At 71.5% G+C, this 19,927-nt stretch carries 20 protein-coding genes; 10 read left to right on the forward strand and 10 right to left on the reverse strand.

The features are described 5' to 3' along the window. Positions 1-515 precede the first annotated feature (515 nt). Both ACYVJ3_RS11015 and ACYVJ3_RS11020 read left to right on the forward strand, forming a co-directional pair. Positions 516-1,106, forward strand: a complete 591-nt coding sequence (locus ACYVJ3_RS11015; protein WP_460853027.1) for a hypothetical protein — start codon at positions 516-518, stop codon at positions 1,104-1,106. Between the two features lie 36 nt (positions 1,107-1,142). After that, positions 1,143-2,342 (forward strand): winged helix-turn-helix domain-containing protein, encoded by a 1,200-nt coding sequence (locus ACYVJ3_RS11020; RefSeq protein WP_460853028.1) that lies wholly within the window; start codon positions 1,143-1,145, stop codon positions 2,340-2,342. Here the strand turns inward: ACYVJ3_RS11020 and ACYVJ3_RS11025 are convergent. From ACYVJ3_RS11025 to ACYVJ3_RS11070, 10 genes are read right to left on the reverse strand one after another with little or no spacing between them, the layout of a single operon-like run. Continuing rightward, positions 2,333-3,199 (reverse strand): oxygenase MpaB family protein, encoded by an 867-nt coding sequence (locus ACYVJ3_RS11025; RefSeq protein WP_460853029.1) that lies wholly within the window; start codon positions 3,197-3,199, stop codon positions 2,333-2,335. The two genes, ACYVJ3_RS11020 and ACYVJ3_RS11025, sit on opposite strands and share 10 nt — an antisense overlap. Then, positions 3,196-5,124, reverse strand: coding sequence for an AMP-dependent synthetase/ligase (locus ACYVJ3_RS11030; RefSeq protein ID WP_460853030.1), 1,929 nt, complete (start codon positions 5,122-5,124; stop codon positions 3,196-3,198). Before ACYVJ3_RS11030 ends, ACYVJ3_RS11025 begins: the two co-directional genes overlap by 4 nt. Next, positions 5,121-6,278 carry an MlaD family protein gene (locus ACYVJ3_RS11035; protein WP_460853031.1) on the reverse strand — a complete coding sequence of 386 codons (1,158 nt, stop codon included), beginning with the start codon at positions 6,276-6,278 and terminating at the stop codon, positions 5,121-5,123. Before ACYVJ3_RS11035 ends, ACYVJ3_RS11030 begins: the two co-directional genes overlap by 4 nt. Next, positions 6,275-7,273: an MCE family protein gene (locus tag ACYVJ3_RS11040; RefSeq protein WP_460853032.1), complete on the reverse strand. Its 999-nt coding sequence runs from the start codon at positions 7,271-7,273 to the stop codon at positions 6,275-6,277. Before ACYVJ3_RS11040 ends, ACYVJ3_RS11035 begins: the two co-directional genes overlap by 4 nt. Further along, entirely contained in the window at positions 7,270-8,400 is a 1,131-nt protein-coding gene (locus ACYVJ3_RS11045; RefSeq protein WP_460853033.1) for an MCE family protein, read from the reverse strand. The genes ACYVJ3_RS11040 and ACYVJ3_RS11045 overlap by 4 nt, the downstream gene beginning before the upstream one ends. Next, complete coding sequence (locus ACYVJ3_RS11050) at positions 8,397-9,374, reverse strand: MlaD family protein (RefSeq protein WP_460853034.1); 978 nt, start codon at positions 9,372-9,374, stop codon at positions 8,397-8,399. The genes ACYVJ3_RS11045 and ACYVJ3_RS11050 overlap by 4 nt, the downstream gene beginning before the upstream one ends. Then, positions 9,371-10,417, reverse strand: coding sequence for an MCE family protein (locus ACYVJ3_RS11055; protein ID WP_460853035.1), 1,047 nt, complete (start codon positions 10,415-10,417; stop codon positions 9,371-9,373). Before ACYVJ3_RS11055 ends, ACYVJ3_RS11050 begins: the two co-directional genes overlap by 4 nt. Further along, entirely contained in the window at positions 10,417-11,502 is a 1,086-nt protein-coding gene (locus ACYVJ3_RS11060) for an MCE family protein (protein WP_460853036.1), read from the reverse strand. Before ACYVJ3_RS11060 ends, ACYVJ3_RS11055 begins: the two co-directional genes overlap by 1 nt. A gap of 3 nt (positions 11,503-11,505) precedes the next feature. Further along, positions 11,506-12,348: an MlaE family ABC transporter permease gene (locus ACYVJ3_RS11065; RefSeq protein WP_460853037.1), complete on the reverse strand. Its 843-nt coding sequence runs from the start codon at positions 12,346-12,348 to the stop codon at positions 11,506-11,508. Next, positions 12,345-13,151, reverse strand: coding sequence for an MlaE family ABC transporter permease (locus tag ACYVJ3_RS11070; protein WP_460853038.1), 807 nt, complete (start codon positions 13,149-13,151; stop codon positions 12,345-12,347). The genes ACYVJ3_RS11065 and ACYVJ3_RS11070 overlap by 4 nt, the downstream gene beginning before the upstream one ends. Before the next feature lie 144 nt (positions 13,152-13,295). Here ACYVJ3_RS11070 and ACYVJ3_RS11075 point away from each other — a divergent pair, with 144 nt between their 5' ends. The 8 genes from ACYVJ3_RS11075 to mreC all read left to right on the forward strand — a co-directional run bounded on the left by ACYVJ3_RS11075 (position 13,296) and on the right by mreC (position 19,920). Then, positions 13,296-14,042, forward strand: coding sequence for a MerR family transcriptional regulator (locus ACYVJ3_RS11075; protein WP_460853039.1), 747 nt, complete (start codon positions 13,296-13,298; stop codon positions 14,040-14,042). Positions 14,043-14,066: 24 nt separating this feature from the next. Then, the gene (locus ACYVJ3_RS11080) at positions 14,067-15,257 is read left to right on the forward strand and encodes an acyl-CoA dehydrogenase family protein (protein WP_460853040.1); all 1,191 of its coding nucleotides are present in this window, start codon (positions 14,067-14,069) and stop codon (positions 15,255-15,257) included. Positions 15,258-15,268: 11 nt separating this feature from the next. After that, complete coding sequence (locus ACYVJ3_RS11085; protein ID WP_460853041.1) at positions 15,269-16,105, forward strand: oxygenase MpaB family protein; 837 nt, start codon at positions 15,269-15,271, stop codon at positions 16,103-16,105. A 21-nt stretch (positions 16,106-16,126) separates the two neighbouring features. Then, positions 16,127-16,534, forward strand: a complete 408-nt coding sequence (gene ndk / locus ACYVJ3_RS11090; RefSeq protein WP_460853042.1) for a nucleoside-diphosphate kinase — start codon at positions 16,127-16,129, stop codon at positions 16,532-16,534. Positions 16,535-16,663: 129 nt separating this feature from the next. Continuing rightward, positions 16,664-16,795, forward strand: a complete 132-nt coding sequence (locus tag ACYVJ3_RS11095) for a hypothetical protein (protein ID WP_460853043.1) — start codon at positions 16,664-16,666, stop codon at positions 16,793-16,795. Further along, entirely contained in the window at positions 16,795-17,643 is an 849-nt protein-coding gene (gene fdhD / locus ACYVJ3_RS11100) for a formate dehydrogenase accessory sulfurtransferase FdhD (protein ID WP_460853044.1), read from the forward strand. Before ACYVJ3_RS11095 ends, fdhD begins: the two co-directional genes overlap by 1 nt. A gap of 235 nt (positions 17,644-17,878) precedes the next feature. Further along, a complete protein-coding gene (locus ACYVJ3_RS11105; protein WP_460853045.1) occupies positions 17,879-18,910 on the forward strand; it encodes a rod shape-determining protein in 1,032 nt (343 codons plus the stop codon). Positions 18,911-18,918: 8 nt separating this feature from the next. Next, positions 18,919-19,920: a rod shape-determining protein MreC gene (mreC, locus tag ACYVJ3_RS11110; RefSeq protein WP_460853046.1), complete on the forward strand. Its 1,002-nt coding sequence runs from the start codon at positions 18,919-18,921 to the stop codon at positions 19,918-19,920. The last annotated feature ends 7 nt before the right edge of the window (positions 19,921-19,927 follow it).

Here is a 19,927-nt window from a genome sequence, read left to right on the forward strand (position 1 = left end):
AGCGGGCCGAGCGAAGCGAGGATCCTTGACGGCGGGGGACGGTCGGCTAAGCGCGGCCGCCAGTCGATGACCCAGAACGGCAGCCAGGAGGGACCGGCCACGTAACACACGGCGATCTCGGCGGCGCTCCACGGCGATCTCGGCGGCGCTCCACGGCGATCTCGGCGGCGCTCCACGGCGATCTCGGCGGCGACCCACGGCGATCTCAGCGATTCGGCTGCCGGCCGCGCTAGACCGGTTTACCGTCGTACACATGGGGGACCCGCTTCACTGCGTGTCGACCGGCGCGGCCGAGGAGCTGCAGCCGGGGCGATGGACTGTCACGGAGTCGTGCTCGTGCGGATGGTCGATGACCTCCGAGGGCAACTGCGAGGAGGTGGCGCGTCGCAACGCGCGCGGGTACGCCGCCCATCACTGCCGTTCGGGGACCCGTCATCCCTGGGTCGGCCGCAGGTGGTCGCGACGGATGCCGGTCTGATCGCAACCGAACGCGTGATCCCAGCGTCGGACCAGGCATGAGCCCACGCCTCGTCGTCCTCGCCGTTGCCCTGCTCGCGCTCGCCGCCTGCGGCGCGGCGCCGTCGCAGCAGCACCCGACCACGCAGCAGTCGACGCCCACGCGCGTCGAGGCCACGCCGACGACGGGCCCGATGAAGGGGCTGATGGCGATGGCGGTCCCGTCGCTCGACCCCGACGTACGCATCTTCATCGGTGGGGGAGACGGGGCGACCCTGCTGCCGTTCCACACCGTCGCGGTGTCGGTGAAGGGCAAGGACTGGCAGACGTTCGTGATGCCCAAGATCCACGGCGCGCGGGGCTACACCGAGGGCAGCGCCGTCCTCCCCGACGGCCGGCTACTGGTGCTGCTCAACTCGTGGAGCTCCGACCGTGGCTGGCGCCACCTCGGCCCGCAGCACCACGGGCTGTGGATCAGCCAGGACGGCAGCTGGGCGCGCTATGCGCCGTACGCCGCCACTTTCCAGCCCGCCCTCGTGGCGCCCGATCGGATCGACGGCCTCGTCGTGCGCGGCCGGACGCTGGTCGCGCTGGCGAGCAGCGGGCGCTACGTGTCGACCGACGACGGACGGACCTTCCGCCGGCGGTGAGGGAGGTACGTCGGCGCCGGCGGCTAGGTTGCCGCCATGGAGTCGCTGTCGCTGAGCCAGGCCCGGCGGATCGCGCTGGCCGCGCAGGGGTTCGCCGACAAGCCGCACAGCACGCCGACGATGCGCACGCTCGACCGCACGATCCAACGGACCGGCGTGCTCCAGGTGGACAGCGTCAACGTGCTGCAGCGGGCGCACTTCATGCCGCTCTACTCCCGGATGGGCCCGTACGACGTCGACCTCCTGCGACGAGCCTCCAGCGGACGCAAGGACAGGCGGCTGGTGGAGTACTGGGCCCACGTGCAGGCCTACATGCCGGTCGAGCTCTGGCCGCACATGCAGCACCGGATGGAGCACTACCGCCACCGCCAGGGCAAGTGGTCGATCGTCGAGGCCGAGCCGGGGCTGGCCGAGAGCCTGATCGCGGAGATCCGCGAACGAGGAGCATCGACGGCGCGCGAGCTCGACGCCGGCCTGCCGCGCAGCAAGAACCACTGGGGCTGGAACTGGTCCAACGCACGCCGTGTCCTCGACTGGCTCTTCACGACCGGTGACCTTGCGATCGCGGGCCGCAACAGCCAGTTCGAGATCCGCTACGATGTGCCCGAGCGGGTGCTGCCGCAGCGGGTCCTCGACGCACCCACTCCGACGCCCGCCGAGGCCCACACCGAGCTCGTCCGACGAGCCGCGCGCAGCCACGGGGTGGCCACGATCCAGGACCTCCGCGACTACTACCGCATGTCCGTCGCCGACACGGCGCGAGCTGTCGCCACCCTCGAGGAGGCCGGCGAGGTCACCCAGGTGCAGGTCGAGGGCTGGCGCAGGCCGGCGTACCTCCACCGCGAGGCGCGGCTGCCGCGCCGGATCACCGCGGCGGCGCTGCTCAGCCCCTTCGACCCGGTGGTGTGGGAGCGAGCGCGGGCCGAGGCGCTCTTCGACTTCCACTACCGGATCGAGATCTACACACCGGCCCACAAGCGGGTGCATGGCTACTACGTGCTGCCGTTCCTGCTCGACGACCGGGTCGTCGCACGCGTCGACCTCAAGGCCGATCGCGCGACGGGCCGGCTCCTGGTCCAGGGTGCGTACGCCGAGCCGCACGCACCGGCCGACACCGCCGACCGTCTGCACGCCGAGCTGGGCCGGCTCGCCGGCTGGCTCGGGCTGGAGCAGCTCGTCGTCAACGGCAACGGCGACCTGGCGCCGGCGCTGGCGGCGGTCGCCGCTCAGGGATAGCGGACGGCCTCGGGCTGGGTGTCCCCGGCCCGGCGGGTCCGCCAGGCACCGGCGGTGGCCATCGGGACCAGCCGCACGGGTGACGGCAGCCGGTTGCCCAGTCGCGAGACGCGACGGAGGCGCTCCACCCGCCGCAACGACGCCGCGGTCGGCGCGGGCAGGCCGATCCGCTCCCGGAACGACGGGTCGATGGTCGCGGCGATCACGTCGCGCTGCAACCGCAGCAACGGGTCCGCGACGCGCTGCATCGCACGGTCGGCCCGCTCCGGCGAGCCCGGCAGCCAGCGGGGCGCGCGCGGGCCGTTGAACATGATGTCCTGCACGACCGGGTTGTCCTCGAGCCTGGGCAGCTGCTCGGCCCAGCCGGCCCAGAACTCCGAGCGGGTCGCCGGCAGCTGGTCGGGCCGGACCCCGATGAGCAGACCCAGCCGCCGCCACTCCTCGAACAGCTGCTGGTCCTGGGCGTCGGTCAGGCCGGGCCCGAAGTCGCGCAGGAACACCCGCGTCCCCTCGTACGCCGTCCAGTGCACCCAGGCATACGCCTGCGGGTCGAGCGCGTGGTAGCTGCGCCCGGCCCGGTCGACGCCGCGGATCCCGGCGTGCATGCGCAGGAGCCGCTGTCCCTCGAGCGCCGACCCGCGGCCGCCGTACACGCTGCGCACGACCGACTGCGAGGTCCGCCAGAGACGCCCGTAGGGATCGGTCTTGTAGACCGACTGCTGCTCGACGGCCGCGCCGACCATCGGGTGCGCGACCTGGTGCAGCAGCAGCCGGACCGCGAGCACCAGCGCGCGCTGGTCGCCGGCGGCGTACCAGATCACCCCGCCGGGGCCGAGCGGCTCGGCGGGGAGGCTCACGAGTAGAGCCGATCGAGCACGTCGGCGTACTTGGTGTGTACGACCCGGCGCTTGAGCTTCAGCGTCGGCGTCAGCTCCTCGGACTCGGCCGTCCACTCGACCGGCAGCAGTTCCCACGCCTTGACCTGCTCCGGCCGGGACAGCTTGGCGTTGGCGGCGTCCACGGCGCCCGAGGCCATCGCGCGGATCACGGGGTGCTGGGCGAGCGCGGGGAGGTCGCCACACACCTCAGGAGGTACGCCGGCCTGCGCGCCCACGAGCGGCGCGATCTCGGCGTCGAGGGTGAGCATCGCGACGACGTACGGCCTCGCCTCGCCGAAGACCAGCGCGTGACCGACGATCGGGCTCTCCTTGAGGTGGTTCTCGATGTTGGAGGGGGCGATGTTCTTGCCCGAGGAGGTGATGATCAGCTCCTTCTTGCGGTCGACGACCCGCAGGAAGCCGTCCTCGTCGAGCGTGCCGATGTCGCCGGTGTGCACCCAGCCGTCGGCGTCGATCAGCTCGGCCGTGGCCTCGGGCTGGCGGTAGTAGCCGCGCGACGCGACCGGGCCACGGGCGAGGATCTCGCCGTCGTCGGCGAGCTCGATCTCGATGCCGGGGAGCGCCCGCCCGACCGTCCCGAGCCGGAACTGCGACGGACCGCAGGCGGTCACCGCCGCACACGTCTCGGTCATGCCGTAGACGTCGTAGATCCGCATGCCGAGCCCGGCGAAGAAGCGCGCCACCTCGAGCGGCATCGGCGCGGCCGCGGAGGCGGCCCACTCGCAGCGGTCCAGGCCGAGCAGCGCGCGCAGGAAGCCGAGCAGCGCAGCGTCGACCGCCTCGTAGCGGGCGGTCAGCTCGGCCGACGGCGTGGAGCCGAGCTGGAGCGCCTCGACGTACTCCAGGCCGACGGCGAGCGCGGCCTCGACCTGCGCGCGCTTGGCCGCATCGGGCTCGGCCGCGAGCTTGGCCGAGACGCCGGTCTTGATCTTCTCCCAGACCCGCGGGACGCCGAAGAAGCGCGTCGGGCGCACCTCGCCGAGGGCGCCGAGCAGCAGCGAGGGGTCGGCGATGAGATGGATCGAGCCACCCTGGATCTGCGGGATGTAGATGCCCAGCGTGCGCTCGGCGATGTGCGCGAACGGCAGGTAGGAGATGAAGACGTTGTCCTGCGACGGGCTGCTGACCTCGAGCGAGCACGTGCACTCGTAGAGCACCGCGTGGTGGGTGAGCACGACGCCCTTCGGGTCGCCGGTGGTGCCCGAGGTGTAGAGGATCGTCACGGGGTCGTCCGATCGCACCGCGGCCGCGCGGGACGACACCAGGGTCGGCGATTCGGCGTACGTCGATGCGCCGGAGGCCAGGAAGTCGGCCCACGAGACGAACCTGGGGTCTCCGTCCGGCACGGGCGCGTCGATCAGCACGACCTTCTTGACCGAGGAGGACGAGGCGATCGCGCGCGACCAGCGCTCGAGGTGGTCGGCGGTCTCCAGGATGACCACGGTCGGCTCGCTGTGCCCGGCGACGTACGCCACCTGGTCGGCGGACAGCGTGTTGTAGACCGACATGGTGATCGCGCCCGCGTGCATGGCGCCGGTGTCGGCCACGACGTGCTCGATCCGGTTCGAGCACATGAACGCGACCCGGTCCCCGGCCTCGACCCCGGCAGCGATGAGCGCAGCAGCGAGGGAGAACGCCTGCGACGCCAGCTCTCCCCACGTCACCGACCGCCAGCCGGGGGCATAGCCGCCGGAGACGTCGATGCCGACCTTGTCGGAGTACGCCGTCTCGTCGGCCCGCGCGGCGAGGGTGCGGCCGAACGCTGCCGTCAGGGTGTCGCCGGCGATCGCGGCCTCGATGCGGGCTCGGGTCTCCAGGGTCGTCTCGGGCATGGGGATCTGCTCCTCGGTGCTGCGGGTCGGGGTGATGGGCGGGGTGGTCATTGCTGCGGGACGTTGGCGGAGCCGCGCGCCTGGGTCTGCGGCGGCGGGTTGGTGCACCGCTCGTCGAGGTACGCCCGACGGCGGCTGGTGTCGAAGATGTCGCGTCGGCGGTCGGGGGAGTAGACGCAGAACTTGAGCACGCGCGGCACCAGCACGACGCGGCCGCTGCCGCCGCGCGTCATGCCGGTCATCGCGTCCATCTGCAGGGGACCCCAGTCGAGCCAGGTGTTGAGGCCGCGCAGGTGGGTGGCCGCGAGCACCGAGAGGGGCAGGCCGTGTCCCAGCAACGAGGCCAGGGTGGGGCGTGCCCCCCGCCACCACCGATCGAGCCGCGGCAGCAGGTCGGTGCCGTCGACGACGAGCCGGCGGATGCTGGGGGAGGCCTCGCGCAGGGCGCTGGTGACGAGGGCGAGGTTGTGCGAGATCCGCCGGATCTCCGGGCTCATCTCCATCGCGGTCGTGAGCGGCACCTGGGCGTGCTGGACCAGCTCGGTCAGCGTCGGCTCGAGCTGGCGCAGCATGGCGAACGCCGACTCGAGGTCGACCGCGAGGGCGCGCAGGTCGACGTCGCCGGGGCCGCCGAAGATCTTGGCCGTCTCGTCGGAGATCGTGCGGATGTCCTTGACGTCGAGGTGCCGCATGAGGCCCTGGGCGTCGGCCAGCACCTGCGGCACGCTGATCGGCGTCGTGGTCCGCGTCAACGGCACGGTGTCGCCGTCGGCGTACATCGCGCCGGTGTCGGTGGTGGGGCGGATGTCGAGGTACTGCTCGCCGACCGCGGACAGGTCGAGCACCGACATCGTGCTCGCCCGTGGCACGCGGACGCCGTGGTTGATCGCGACCTCGGCCTCGACGACGTCGCCGCGCGCGTCGCCCGTGAGGCGTACGTCGGTCACCTCGCCGATCGTCTGCCCGCGGTAGGTCACCACCGAGCCCTTGTGCAACCCGGCGGCCTGGGGGAGCTGGACGGTCAGGTGGTACGGGTGGTGGAAGAGGGACCCGCCGACCACGGTGTCGGCGACGTAGACGACACCCATGATCAGCACCGCCAGGATCAGCGCCTGCGCGAGGTGGGCGCGCCGCTTCCACCGGCGCGCGCCGGCGCTGGCGAGCTCGGCCGGGCTGGGCAGCTTCGACAGCTGGGGCGCGGTCATCGGGCGCTCCTCGGACTGGGCGGTGGCACGTTGCCGGGCTCGACGTTGAGGAACGACTTCAGGTCTCCGAGGATGGTCAGGTCGAAGTTGACGTAGTCGCCGGGCGCGGCCTTGTCGGCCTTGGTGGCGAACGCGACCAGCCCCTTGAGGGTGCCGTCGATGTCGCCGCGCACGCCGAGCAGCGTCCGGAGCACGGTGCGCATCGAGCCGAGGTTGGTGAGCAGGTCGGCGCGCGTCGCCTGGGTGAAGGGCGTGGCCTGCAGCTCGAAGCGGCGCAGGCTGGCCAGGGCCGTCATCATCTTCGTGCGCTGGCTCTCGAGGGAGGTGACGAGCGCGGAGAGGTCGGACATCGAGGCCGTGATGCCGGGCAGGTCGGCCTTGAGCCGGGTGGTCAACCGATCGAGCGAGGAGGTGAGTCGGTCCAGCGTGGGCAGCTCGCGGTCGAGCGAGGTGACGGAGGTGTCGAGCCGGGTCAGCAGCGAGTGGACGGTGCTCCCGTTGCCGGTCAGCGCGGCGTTGAGCTCGCGGATGATCGTCGAGATGTCGCCGAAGCTGCCGCCGCTCACCACGGTGGACAAGGCGCTCATCAGGTCGGTCACGTCGGGTGCCTCGCTGGTGCTGTCGGTGCCGATGTCGTCGCCCTCGCCCAGCAGCGGACCGGTGCCGCCGGGGGTGAGCTCGACGAACGACGTGCCCATCGGCGATGTCAGCCGGATCTCGGCCCGGCTCGATGCGTGCAGGCGTACGTCGTCGGCGATCTCGACCTGCACGTCGGCGGTGTAGTCCTGCACGTCGACGCGCGACACCTGCCCGATGGTCGCCCCGGACAGCTTGACCGGGGCTCCGGTCGGGAGGTTCAGCGCGTCGTCGAACCTCAGGTCGAGGTGGTACGTCGGACCGCCGACCAGCTTGGGCATGGGCACGTCCTCGAGCTGGAGCCCGCAGCCGCTGGCGAGGGTCGCGGTGACGGCCAGCGTCACGACCAGCCGCCTCACGGGACCGCTCCGGGCAGGGCGCCGAACAAGAGGCTGTCGAGCAGCGGGTCGAGGGAGCCGCCGCCGTTCGGCTGGACCAGGCTGTCGCACGTCCCGGTGGCGATGGCGAGCGCGTCGGTCAGGACCTGGCAGGCGTGGCTCCGGACGATCCCGGAGAACGGGCCGGCGTTGAAGCTCAACGCGACCCGCATGCGCTGGAGCTTCCAGTCGTAGGCGCGGACCATGTTCTGCGCGCCCGCCGGCATCACGTCCCACGCCTCGCCGAGTGACGCCTGGTTGGCGTGGACCAGGCTGACGAGCTGGTCGATCCCCTTGAGGTCGGCGCCGAGCACGTCGCCGTTGCGCCGCAGGAACCCGCCCGCGAGCCGGGTCAGCTGCGACAGGGCCCTGATCGTCGAGACGATCTCGCCGCGCTGCGCGGAGAGCACGCCGAGGGTCGCGTCGCTCTGGCGGGTGAAGGTGCGGATGCGCGCGTCTCGGCGGTCCAGCACGTTGACGAGGGCGAGAAGGTCGTGGGAGACCCGGTTGAGGGCGTCGCGCTTGCTGGTCAGCACCTCGAGGGCACCCTGGCCGCCGCTGAGCGCGTCGCGCAGGGCACCGCCGTTGCCGCGCAGCGTGCGCGCCGTCGCCGCCAGCATCCGGGCGACGCCCGAACCGCCCGGACCTCCGCCCAAGGAGCCGTCGACCGCCTTGACGAGCCGGTCGATGGACGACGCGATCTCGTCGACACCCGCCGGTGACCGGGTGTGGGAGGCGGCGATGTGTGCGCCGTCGGCCAGGGTGGGGCCGCCGGTGTAGGCCGGCCCGATCTCGACGTACCGGTCGGTGACCAGGGACGACTGCAGGATCTCGGCGCCGGCATCGCGGGGCAGCTGGGTGCCGGGGTCGAGGTGCATCACCACGGTCATCGATGCGCCGTGCGGCTCGACCTCGACCACGCGGCCGATGTGGACGCCCAGGTAGGTGACCTCGTTGCCGACGTACAGGCCGGTGGTGTCGATGAAGTCCGCGCGAACGACGAGCGCGCTCGGGTCGTCGCCGCGCAGCCAGCCGGCCACGTGGGCGCCCTGCACGGCGAGCGCGGCGACCAGGGCGACCACCACGGCGACCAGGATCCGGCGCCTCACTTGCAGCTCCCGGGAAGCAGGTCGCAGACCATGGTGTCGGGGAAGATCGCGTACGGCGCGTTGACGCCCACCCACGGTCCGTCGGCACCCCAGTTGGTGAACTCGCGCATCGTCGGGCCGGCCATCCGCAAGGTGGCGTCGATGTCGCGGCGGTGCTGGTCGAGCACCTTGACCAGCGAGTGCAGGTCGGCCAGCGCGGGCGTGAGCTGGGGCGCGCTGGCGCGCACGACGGTGGTCAACCCGGCCACGAAGCGGTGCGCCTCGCGCAACAGCTCGGAGAGCAGCGCTCGGCGTTGGTAGACCGTGGCGAGGACCTGGCCTCCCTTGGTCAGGATGGTGTCGAGGTGCCGCGTCTGGCCGAGCACCAGGGCGGTGACCTGGTGGGTCGCGCCGAGCAGCGCGTCGATGTCGGCGCTGTGGGTGCTGACCAGCCGGCTGACCCGGGTGATGCCCTGCAGGGAGCTGTGTAGCTGTTGCGGGTCGACGGCGAGGGCGTTGGTCATCGTCTTGATCGAGCGCTCGATGACAGGCAGGTCGAGCTTCTCCACCTGCGGCACGGCCTCGAGCCAGAACCGCTCGATGGGATAGGTGTCCAGCGCGCGGCTGATCGGGATCGTGCCGTCCGCCGCCAGCGCCGGCCCGGTCGCGGGCGTCAGGGCGAGGTAGCGCTGGCCGAGCAGCGAGAGCAGCTTGACCTCGGCGGTGCTCTGGCTGGTGATGCCGTCCGCCGACGGCACGTCGTCGAGGGTGAAGGTGACGTCGACCTGGTCCCGCACCGCGGCGACGGCGCTCACCTTCCCGACCTTGATCCCCGAGACGCGGACGTCGGCGCCGGGCTTGAGCCCGCTCGCGGTGTGCAGCCGCACGTGGTACTCGGTCGGACCGCTGATGAGGTGCACCGCGAGGAGGACCAGCCCGACGACGATCACGGCCGCGACGACGCGCAGCGGCCAGCCGAGGGTGCGCAGGTTCATGGCGTGCACCTCTCCGAGTGGTGGTGACCGGGCCACAGCGCGGCCTGCTGGCCCTGGTAGCGGAGCATCAGGTTGCAGACGTAGGTGTTGAGGTAGCTGCCGTAGCCGAGGGTGCGCAGGTAGGTGCGCAGCTGCACGGGCAGCGACGCGCCGGCCGCGACGATGCCGCTCTCGTGGGCCCGCAGCCAGGCCAGCCACTGGGCGCTGAGGCGCGCGTCGTCGATGACCGACGGACCGGCCTGGGCGACGACGTCGGCGGTGATCCGGCTCAGCCGGGCGAGCGAGGTGAGGCCGGCGGCGATCTGTCGCCGGTCGCCCGCCAGGCCGGTGCTGAGCTTCGCGAGCCCGTCGAGCAGGCGGGTGAACGAGCGACGGTGGGCGTACGTCGCGTCGAGCACGGCGGTCACGTTGGTCGTCACCCGGCTGAGCACGGCGTCGCGGTCGGCCAGGCCGTTGGTGAGGTGCCCGGTCTGCTCGAGCAGGTGGCGCAGGGTGGGCCCCTCGCCCTGCAGCGCCCCGATGAGGTTCTGGGCGAGCAGGTTGATGTCGGCCGGCTGCAGCAGGTCGAAGATCGGCTTGAACGCGTTGAACAGCGCGGTGAGGTCGAGCGCCGGCTTCGTGTGCGCCAGCGGGATCGTGGCGCCGTCGGCGAGGCGCCCGGTCGCGGTCCCGGTCGGGCGCTCGAGGGCGACGTACCGCTGTCCCATCAGGTTGAGGTAGTCGATCGCCGCGCCGCTGTTGGCCGCGAGTCGCTGGTCGGACTGCACCGCGAGCGTGACGACCGCGAGGCCGGCCTGGTCGCCGTGGCCGAGGCGGGAGTCCTCGACGCGGCCGACCCGGACGCCCGCGACACGGACGTCGTCACCCTTGCGCAGCCCGGTGGCGTCGCTGAAGAGCGCGGTCACGATGATGTGGTCGCCGCTGGAGGCGCGCGACAGGGTGCCGGCGACGGTCAGCGTCATCGTCAGGGCGACGACCGCGAAGACGGCGACCGCGATGACGGGCCCCTTCTGCCTCCGCAGCTCGCTCAGCTGGCGCCCCATCAGTGCCCCCCGCAGTTGGGTCCGGCCAGGTTGCCGTAGTGGATGCAGTCGCGGGAGGTGTAGGGATCCGGGTGGATCTGGGACATCACGCCCTCCATCCGCACCGAGCTGCCGTCGACGCCGGCGGCGCCGTTGCGCAGCAGCTGCGGGACCTTGCCGATCAGCGTCGCGAACGCCGGGTGGCGCTCGGCGAACACCTGCAGCGTCGCCGCGGCCGCGTTGAGCAGCCGCGCGGTCTCGGGGCCGTGCTCGGCCAGGAACGCAGTCACGCCGGTGCGGCCGTCGAGCATCGAGACGACGCCGGACAGCAGCGTGTCGACGCCCGCGCGGTGCTCGACGAGGGTGCGGGCGAGCGGACGGGAGTCGCGCAGCGCCGAGACCAGCTCGGGCTCGACGTCGGCCATCGTGCCGGCATCGGCGGTCAGCAGGCGCAGGTCGCGCAGCACCTGCGGCTGGAGCCGGCCCCACCGTCCGAGCATGCTGTCGGCGTCCCTCATGAAGGACGCGATCCGGTGCCCACGCCCGTCGAGCGCGGCCGAGAGCTGGGAGAGCGCCGCGTCCCACTGCGACGGATCCATCGCCGCCAGGAGACGCTGCGTGGCGTCGAAGGTGGCCATCAACCGCACCGTGCGCACCGAGCGGTCGGCGGGGACGACGTCCCCGCTCTCCAGGTGGCTCGCGACCGCCGTGGTCGCGGTGGCCGCGACGAGGTCGACGTACTCGTTGCCGAAGAGGGTGCCCGGCAGCACCCGGGCGCGTACGCCGGCCGGGATCTGCGCCGCCTCGCGCGGTGCGACGAGCACGACCGCGGTCGGGTCGCCGCTGGTCGCCCCGGGATCGACCGACACGACCCGTCCGACCCGCAGGCCGGCGTACTTGACGTCGGAGTTGATGCCGAGGGTGTCGCCGGTCGTGGGCAGGTGGACCGTGAGCCGCACGTCGCTGGAGACGAGGCCGAGGGTCTGCAGGCCCAGGCTCGCGGTCAGGGCACCGAGGGCGAGCGCACCGGCCGCACCGGCGACGGCCAGCCGACGGCGCAGCGCGCGCGGCGACAGGCGGGTGTGGGGGAAGAGGATCTGCGACATCGATCAGCCCGAGATCTGGACCTGCTGGTCCGCGCCCCAGAGGATCAGCGTGAGCAGGATGTCGACGACGGTCAGGGAGATGATGCTCGCGCGGATCGCGCGGCCGGTGGCGCGGCCGACCCCCTCGGGACCGCCGGTCGCGGTGAAGCCGTGGTAGCAGTGGATCAGCGTGACGACGGTGGTCAGGACGACCACCTTGATGCCGGAGTAGATGACGTCGATCGGCGCCACGAAGGTCCGGAAGTAGTGGTCGTAGGTGCCGTGCGACTGCCCGTAGAAGGTGGTGACCATGAAGTCGGTGGCGACGTACGTGCCGACCAGGCCGACCAGGAACAGCGGCAGCACGACGATCCAGGCGGCCACCAGCCGGGTGCTGATCAGGTAGGGGATCGGCCGGATCGCCATCGCCTCGAGGGCGTCGATCTCCTCGCTGATCCGCATCGCGCCGAGCCGCGAGGTGAAGCCGCAGCCGATCCGCGCCGCGAAGCCGAGCGAGGCGACCATCGGCGCCAGCTCGCGGGTGTTGGCGAAGCCGGAGATGAAGCCGGTCAGCGGCGCGAGGCCGATCACGTCGAGGCCCTGGTAGCCCTCGAGGCCGACCTCGGTGCCGGTCAAGGTGGAGAGCAGCAGCACCACGCCGACCACGCCGCCACCGACCAGGAAGATGCCGGAACCGAGCGCCACGTCGGAGAGGACGCGCCAGATCTCCGCGCGGTAGCGGGTCAGCGCGACCGGAAGGGCGAGCACCGCCCGCCAGGCGAGCACGACCTGCGCGCCGGCGCTCGCCAGGGGAGTGAGCAGCAGCTCCTCGATCTCGGCCCCCGTGCCGGCCATCCTGTTGCTCATCCGAGCGGCCCCCCGACCAGGCTGGACTGGACCTGCGAGATCACGAAGTTGGCCGCGAAGAGCATCACGAAGTTGGTGACGACCGCGCTCGTGACCGCCTCGCCGACACCGGTCGGGCCGCGCTTGGCGCCCAGGCCCTTGTACGACGCGACGATCGCGCAGATCACGGCGAAGACCGCGGCCTTGACCAGCGAGAGGATGAGGTCGGACGTCTGCGCCAGCGTCGTGACCGAGGCGAGGTAGCTGCCCGGCGGCAGGTTCTGCACGGTCACCGAGACCAGCAGGGTGGTCATGATCGTGAAGAACATGACGACGCCGTTGAGCAGCACGGCGACGGTGACGATCGCGAACATCCGCGGCACCACGAGGCGCTCCATCACCGAGAGGCCCATCACCTCGAGGGCGTCGATCTCCTCGCGGATGGTGCGTGAGCCGAGGTCGGCGCAGATCGCCGACCCGGCGACCCCGGAGAGCATGAGCGCGGTGATGAGGGGCGACGCCTGCCGGACGACCGCCAGGGTGTTGCCGGCTCCGGTGAAGGCGACCGCGCCGACCTCCTGGGCCAGTACGCCGACCTGCAGCGCCAGGATGATGCCGAACGGCACGGAGACCGCCAGCGCGGGCAGCGTGCAGACCTTGATCGCGTACCAGGTCTGGACCACGGCCTCGGCGAGCGGGAAGCGCCCCTGGGCGATCGACCGGCCGGTCGCGACGAACGTGCGCTGCGCGAAGCGGAGCAGCCCTGCGGCCTCGCCGACGGGGCGGCGTACGGCGGCGGCGAAGCCGGTGCTGCCTGCCGACATCCGGCCCCCTCGATCGTTGGTGACGCTGACAGTAGATACGTCCGGTCGCAGTGTGACATACGTCATCGCGGTGTCGTCAAGAGCGAGTGTCAAGCGTAAATCTGGCAGTTGCGGCGACCGGATAACAGTCCTACTGTGACAGTCATGAGTGCGATTCGGGCCGACGAGGCCGCCGGTGGCGCCGACGGGATGACCGTCGACGAGCTGGCCGCCGCGGCGGGCCTCTCGGTCAGGACGACCCGCTACTACGCCAGCCTCGGCCTGCTCCCGCCGGCCGGCCGGCGCGGCCGGATGGCCTGGTACGACGACGTCCACCTGGCCCGCCTGGAGATGATCCGCGCGCTGCAGGAGCACGGGTTCACCCTCCTGGCGATCGAGCGCTACCTCAGCTCCCTGCCCGAGGACGCGACCCTCGAGGACCTCGCCGTGCAGCGCGCGATGCTGACGTCCTGGACCCTGCCCGGCCCCCAGGACCTGTCCCGCCGACAGCTCGAGCTGCACGCCAAGCGGCGCCTCGACGACGACGAGCTCGAGATGGTCGTCGAGTGGGGCATCGTCCGCGCCGAGGAGACCGACCGCGGCACCCGCTACACGCCGATCCACGGGTTCGAGGCCGGCGTACGGGTGCTCGACCTCGACATCCCGGTCGACGGCATGCGCCAGGCCGGTCGCGCCATCGTGCGCAACATGGAGACCCTCGCCCTGGAGCTGGGCGACATCATGCGCGAGCAGGTCATCGAGCCCTACCGATCGACCTCGCACTCGCGTGGCGATGTGGAGAAGTTCGAGCACACCCTCGCCGTGCTCCGCCAGCTCACCCTCGACGCCATCGTCGGCGCCTTCCAGCGCTCCACCAACGATCTCGTCGCCCGATCCATCACGCGCCGCTGAGCGGCGTACCTCCCGAGGAGAACCGTGGACTTCACCCTTCCCGACACCGCGCTCGCCGTCCGTGACGGCGTGGCCGCCGTCGCCGCCAAGTACGACCACGCCTACTGGTCGCGCTGCGAGGAGGAGCACCGGTTCCCGCAGGAGGTCTGGGACGACCTCGCGAGCGGCGGATGGTTCGGGCTCTGCGTGCCCGAGGCGTACGGCGGAGGCGGCCAGGGCCTGCTCGAGCTCGCGGTCGCCAACATGACGCTGTGCGCGTCCGGGGGAGTGGCGGGCAGCTTCTTCTACGTGACCACGCCCGGCTTCGGCGCGATGACCCTGACCCGGCACGGCACCGACGAGCAGAAGCAGCGCATCCTGCCGGGGCTGGCGACCGGTGACCTGCAGTTCTGCCTGGCGCTGACCGAGCCCGACGCCGGCTCCAACGCCATCGAGATCAAGACCGCTGCCCGGCTCGACGGCGACGACTACCTGATCAAGGGCCAGAAGATCTGGATCTCCAACGTCGAGAACGCCGACTGGATGGTCGCGGTCACCCGAACGATCCCCGCCGCTGAGACCAAGGCCCACGGCCTGTCCCGCACCGCCGGCTTCACGCTGCTCCTGGTCGACGTCAAGGAGGCGCTGGCCGCCGGGACGCTGTCCTTCAACCCGATCCCCAAGATGGGGAGCAACGTCCTGTGCTCCAGCCAGGTCTTCTTCGACGACGTGCGCGTGCCCGCTGAGAACGTGATCGGCCGCGTCGACGAGGGCTTCGGCGTCCTGTGGGACGTCCTGAACCCCGAGCGCATCCTGGCCGCCGCCGGCGGTGTGGGCACCGCCGATGCCGCCCTCAAGATCGCGGCCGACTACGCCTGCCAGCGGGAGGTGTTCGGTCGTCCGATCGGCGCCAACCAGGGGATCCAGTTCCCGCTCGCGCAGATCAAGGCCAAGGCCGAGCTCGGCCGGCTGATGACCTACAACGCGGCCTGGCTCTTCGACCAGGGCCTCCCGTGCGGCAACGAGGCCAACATCGCCAAGCTGACCGGCGCCCAGGTTGGCTGGGAGGCCGCCAACCAGGCGTTCCAGACGCTCGGCGGCATGGCCTACTCCAAGGAGTACCCGGTCGAGCGGATCTTCCGTGACGCCCGGATCGCCAAGAACATCCCCGTCGCCGAGGAGCTCGTGCTCGCGCACATCGGCACCTCGATGCTCGGCCTGCCGAAGTCCTACTGATGGAGAGCCGGATGGACACCCAGACCACCAAGACCCAGCCGCCCGTCGACATGCGCGACTACTGGGACGGCATCACCGCCCTGTACGCCGGCAGCGCCAACGTCGCGCTGCAGATGCTCGGTGCGCCGGGTGTCGCCTACGGCGTGATGGAGTCGAAGGTCGAGAGCGGCCGCATCGACAAGCACCCCTTCAAGCGCGGCCGTACGACGCTCACCTACCTCGCTGTCGCGGTCCTCGGGTCCGACACCGAGCGGGCGGCGTACAAGGAGGCCGTCAACGGCTCGCACCGCCACGTCCGCTCCGACGCCGACAGCCCGGTGAAGTACAACGCGTTCGACCCCGAGCTGCAGCTCTGGGTCGCCGGCTGTCTCTACTTCGGCCTGGTCGACACCTGGGAGGCGTTGCACGGCCCGGTCGAGGACGACCTCGCCGAGCGGATCTACCAGCAGATGGCGATCCTCGGCACCACGCTGCAGATGCGGCGCGAGCAGTGGCCCGCGACCCGTGCGGACTTCTACGCCTGGTTCAACGACCGGATCGAGCACGCCGACATCGACGCCGCCACCCGCGACTACATCCGGATGCTCTACAAGTTCCAGATGTTCCCGTTCTGGATGCGGCCGCTCACCCTCGTGCTGACGTTCATGAACATCGGCTTCACCCCTGCGCCTCTGCGCGCCAAGCTCGGCTTCCGCTGGACGCCGCGCCACCAGCGCCTCTTCCACCTGGTCACGCGTACGACGGGCCGGGTCAACGACCACCTGCCGCGGTTCGTGCGCAACCTGCCGTTCAACCTCTACCTGCGCGACGTACGCCGGCGCATCCGTGCCGGGCGTCCGCTGGTCTGAGCGCGTCGGTAGAGTCGCGCCGTGACCCAGCGCACCCTCGTCCTGCTCAAGCCCGACACCGTCCGCCGCGGCCTGGTCGGGCAGGTCCTGTCCCGCTTCGAGGCCAAGGGCCTCACCATCGTCGCGATGGAGCACCGTCACATCGACGCCGCCCAGGCCGACGCGCACTACGCCGAGCACGTCGAGCGCGACTTCTACCCGCCGCTGCGCGCCTTCGTCACCAGCGGACCGCTCGTCGCGCTGGTCCTCGAGGGCGACGAGGCGATCGACGTCGTGCGTGCGATCAACGGCGCCACCGACGGTCGCAAGGCCGCCCCCGGCACCATCCGCGGCGACCTCTCCCTCTCCAACCGCGAGAACCTGGTCCACGGGTCCGACTCCGCGGAGTCCGCCGCGCGCGAGATCGCGCTCTGGTTCCCCCATCTCTGACCTCCCCGTAGGTCGGGCCGAGTCGCACGTGGCGTCCTGTCCAGGCGACGACCGACCCGGCTACTGTCGATCCTGGTGAGGTTCTCGGCAGCGTCTCGATGCGCCTGGCCCGCCAGAACGGAGGAGATCGTGACCCAGCTCGACGTGGATCCAGGCGACCACCTGGTCGCGGCCGCACCCAGGAAGTGGGTGGCCGGCGTGTCCGCCGCGCACCCGAGGGGCGTCGTCGTACGACTCGAGCGCGCCGCGGCGGTGTCCTGATGGGCCGCGTGACCGTGCGCCGGCGGGTGCTGCGCCTGCGCAACGGCGTGGCCCGCCAAGAGCCCGACGTGCTCGCGGCCGAGGAGCCGATGGAGATCCGGCTCGACGGCCGGCCCCTGACCGTCACGATGCGTACGCCGGGGGCCGACTTCGAGCTCGCCGTCGGCTTCCTGGTCGGGGAGGGCATCGTGCGCAGCGCCGCCGACGTCGTGACCGTGCGCTACTGCGCCGGCGCGACCGCCGACGGTGCCAACACCTTCAACGTCGTCGACGTACGACTCGCCCCCGGCGTACCTCTGCCGGAGCGGACGCTCGAGCGCAGCTTCTACACGACGTCGTCCTGCGGGGTGTGTGGCAAGGCGTCGCTCGACGCGGTCGAGATGCAGTCGTGCTGGTCGGTCGCCCAGGACCCGCTGCGCGTCGACGCCGACCTGCTCACCGATCTCCCGGACCGGTTGCGGCAGACCCAACGGGTCTTCGACCGCACCGGCGGGCTGCACGCGGCCGCCCTCTTCACACCGGACGGCGAGCTGATCGTCGCCCGGGAGGACATCGGTCGCCACAACGCCGTCGACAAGGTCGTCGGTCGGCTCGCGTTGGACGATCGCCTGCCCGCCCGCAGCAGCGTGCTGGTCGTCAGTGGACGGGCGTCTTTCGAGCTGGTCCAGAAGGCGATCATGGCCGGCATCCCGATGCTCGCCGCGGTCTCCGCCCCCTCCTCGCTCGCCGTCGACCTCGCCGAGGCCAACGGCCTCACCCTCGTCGGCTTCCTGCGCGGCGACTCGATGAACGTGTACGCCGGGTCCCACCGCATCACCGACGTCGCTCCCGCTTCCGTGCGCAGATAGCCGGTGCCCTGAGCCGGCAACTGTTCACGAACGACGAGAGACCCGCCCGCGACTCGTCGTTCGCGCACAGTTTCCTCGCAATCGTGGTCGGCACCGCGAGGCCGACGCATCCCGGACCTCCTTCGACCTCATGAGCATGACGCAAGGCGACCCCAGGACGGTTCCGCGACCGACTTCCGCCTCACACGCGGCGAGTCTCACCAATCCCACTGGTTAACTTTCCTACCCTCAGCATGTGAGGGCGAACTCGATCATCGGCCGCGACATGGCGGTCGATCTCGGCACCGCGAACACGCTCGTCTACGTGCGTGGTCGGGGAGTGCTGCTCGACGAGCCGAGCGTCGTCGCGATGAACGACGTGACCGGCGAGGTGATCGCGGTCGGGCACGACGCCAAGGCGATGCTCGGCCGTACCCCGGACAACATCACCGCCCTGCGTCCGCTCAAGGACGGCGTGATCGCCGACTTCGAGGCGACCGAGCAGATGCTGCGCCACTTCATCGCCCGCGTGCACAAGCGCCGCTACTTCGCCAAGCCCCGCATGGTCATCTGCGTGCCCAGCTCGATCACCCCGGTCGAGCAGCGCGCGGTCAAGGAGGCCGGCTACCAGGCCGGCGCCCGACGCGTGTACGTCGTCGAGGAGCCCATGGCCGCGGCGATCGGCGCCGGCCTGCCGGTCCACGAGGCGACCGGCAACATGATCGTCGACGTCGGTGGCGGCACCACCGAGATCGCGGTGATCAGCCTCGGCGGCATCGTCACCTCGCTCTCCATCCGCACCGCCGGCGACGACCTCGACCAGGCGATCATCGGCTGGATGAAGAAGGAGCACGGCCTGATGCTCGGCGAGCGCACGGCCGAGCAGGTCAAGATCAGCCTGGGCTCGGCCTTCCCCCGCGAGCAGGAGCCGCAGGGCGAGGTCCGCGGTCGCGACATGGTCACCGGCCTGCCCCGCACGGTCACGGTCACCAGCGCCGACGTACGCCATGCCCTCGAGGAGCCGCTCAACGCGATGGTCGACGCGGTCCGGGTGACGCTCGACCAGACCCCGCCCGAGCTGGCCGGCGACATCATGGACCGCGGCATCGTGCTGACCGGGGGCGGTGCGCTGCTCAAGGGTCTCGACGAGCTGCTGCGCCACGAGACCGGCATGCCGATCCACGTCGCGCAGGACCCCCTCATCTCGGTCGCGATGGGCGCGGGCCGTTGTGTGGAGCAGTTCGAGGCGCTCCAGCAGGTGCTGGTCACCAACCCCCGACGGTTCTGAGAGCACCGATGACCTTGGACACCCTCCCGCCGCGTCGCCCGGATCGCACCGGGGACGGCACCGATGCGCCGATCCGCCCCAGCAGCGGCTCGATCCGCCGTGTCGGCCTGGCCCGCGAGCGTCGCGAGGACCGTGGCCTGCCCAGCCGCAGCCTGGTCGTCGCGCTCGTCCTGGCCGTCACCACCCTGATGGTCATCGACAAGGCCAGCGGCGATGCCTCACCGGTCGATCCCGTACGCCGGGTCGCCGGCGAGGTCGTCGGCCCGATCGAGGACCTCACGGGCACCGTCCTGCACCCGATCGTCAGCGTCCCCGGCGCGCTGCGCACCAACGGCCACCTGCGCGGCGAGGTCGCCGACCTCCAGGCCCAGAACGACGCGCTCAAGGCCCAGCTCGCCAAGTCCGGCTACGACGCCAACCGGATCAAGGAGCTCGACGGGCTGCGCGCGATCGCCGGCGACATGGGCTACGCCCTCAAGCCCGCGCACGTCCGCGGCTTCGGCTCGGCCCAGTCCTTCAGCGACACCGTCACCATCGACGCCGGCAGCAGCGACGGTCTCCACCCCGACATGACGGTCGTCAACGGCAACGGCCTGGTCGGCCGGATCGTCTCCACCAGCTCGCACAGCTCGACCGTCCTGCTCCTCACCGACGCGCACTCCGCCGTCGGCGGCCGGGTCGGCGACACCATGAAGCTCGGCCTGGTCCGCGGTCAGGGCAGCTTCGCCGGCGGCGGACGCCTCGACCTCGACCTGGTCGACCAGACCCTGATGCCGCGCGTCGGACAGGCCGTCGTGAGCTGGGCGAGCGGCGACGGCTCGCCGTACGTCTCCGGCGTTCCGATCGGCGCGGTCGAGAAGGTCTACCAGTCGCTGCGCGAGACCAGCTACCGCGCCGTCCTCAAGCCGTACGTCGACTTCTCGGCCCTCGACCTGGTCGGCGTGGTGGTGCCCTCGGGCACCGGCGGCCGGGTCATCGAGGCCGACGGATCCTTGCGGGGCCTCCGATGAGGGACAC

The organism is Nocardioides montaniterrae (genome assembly GCF_054782655.1).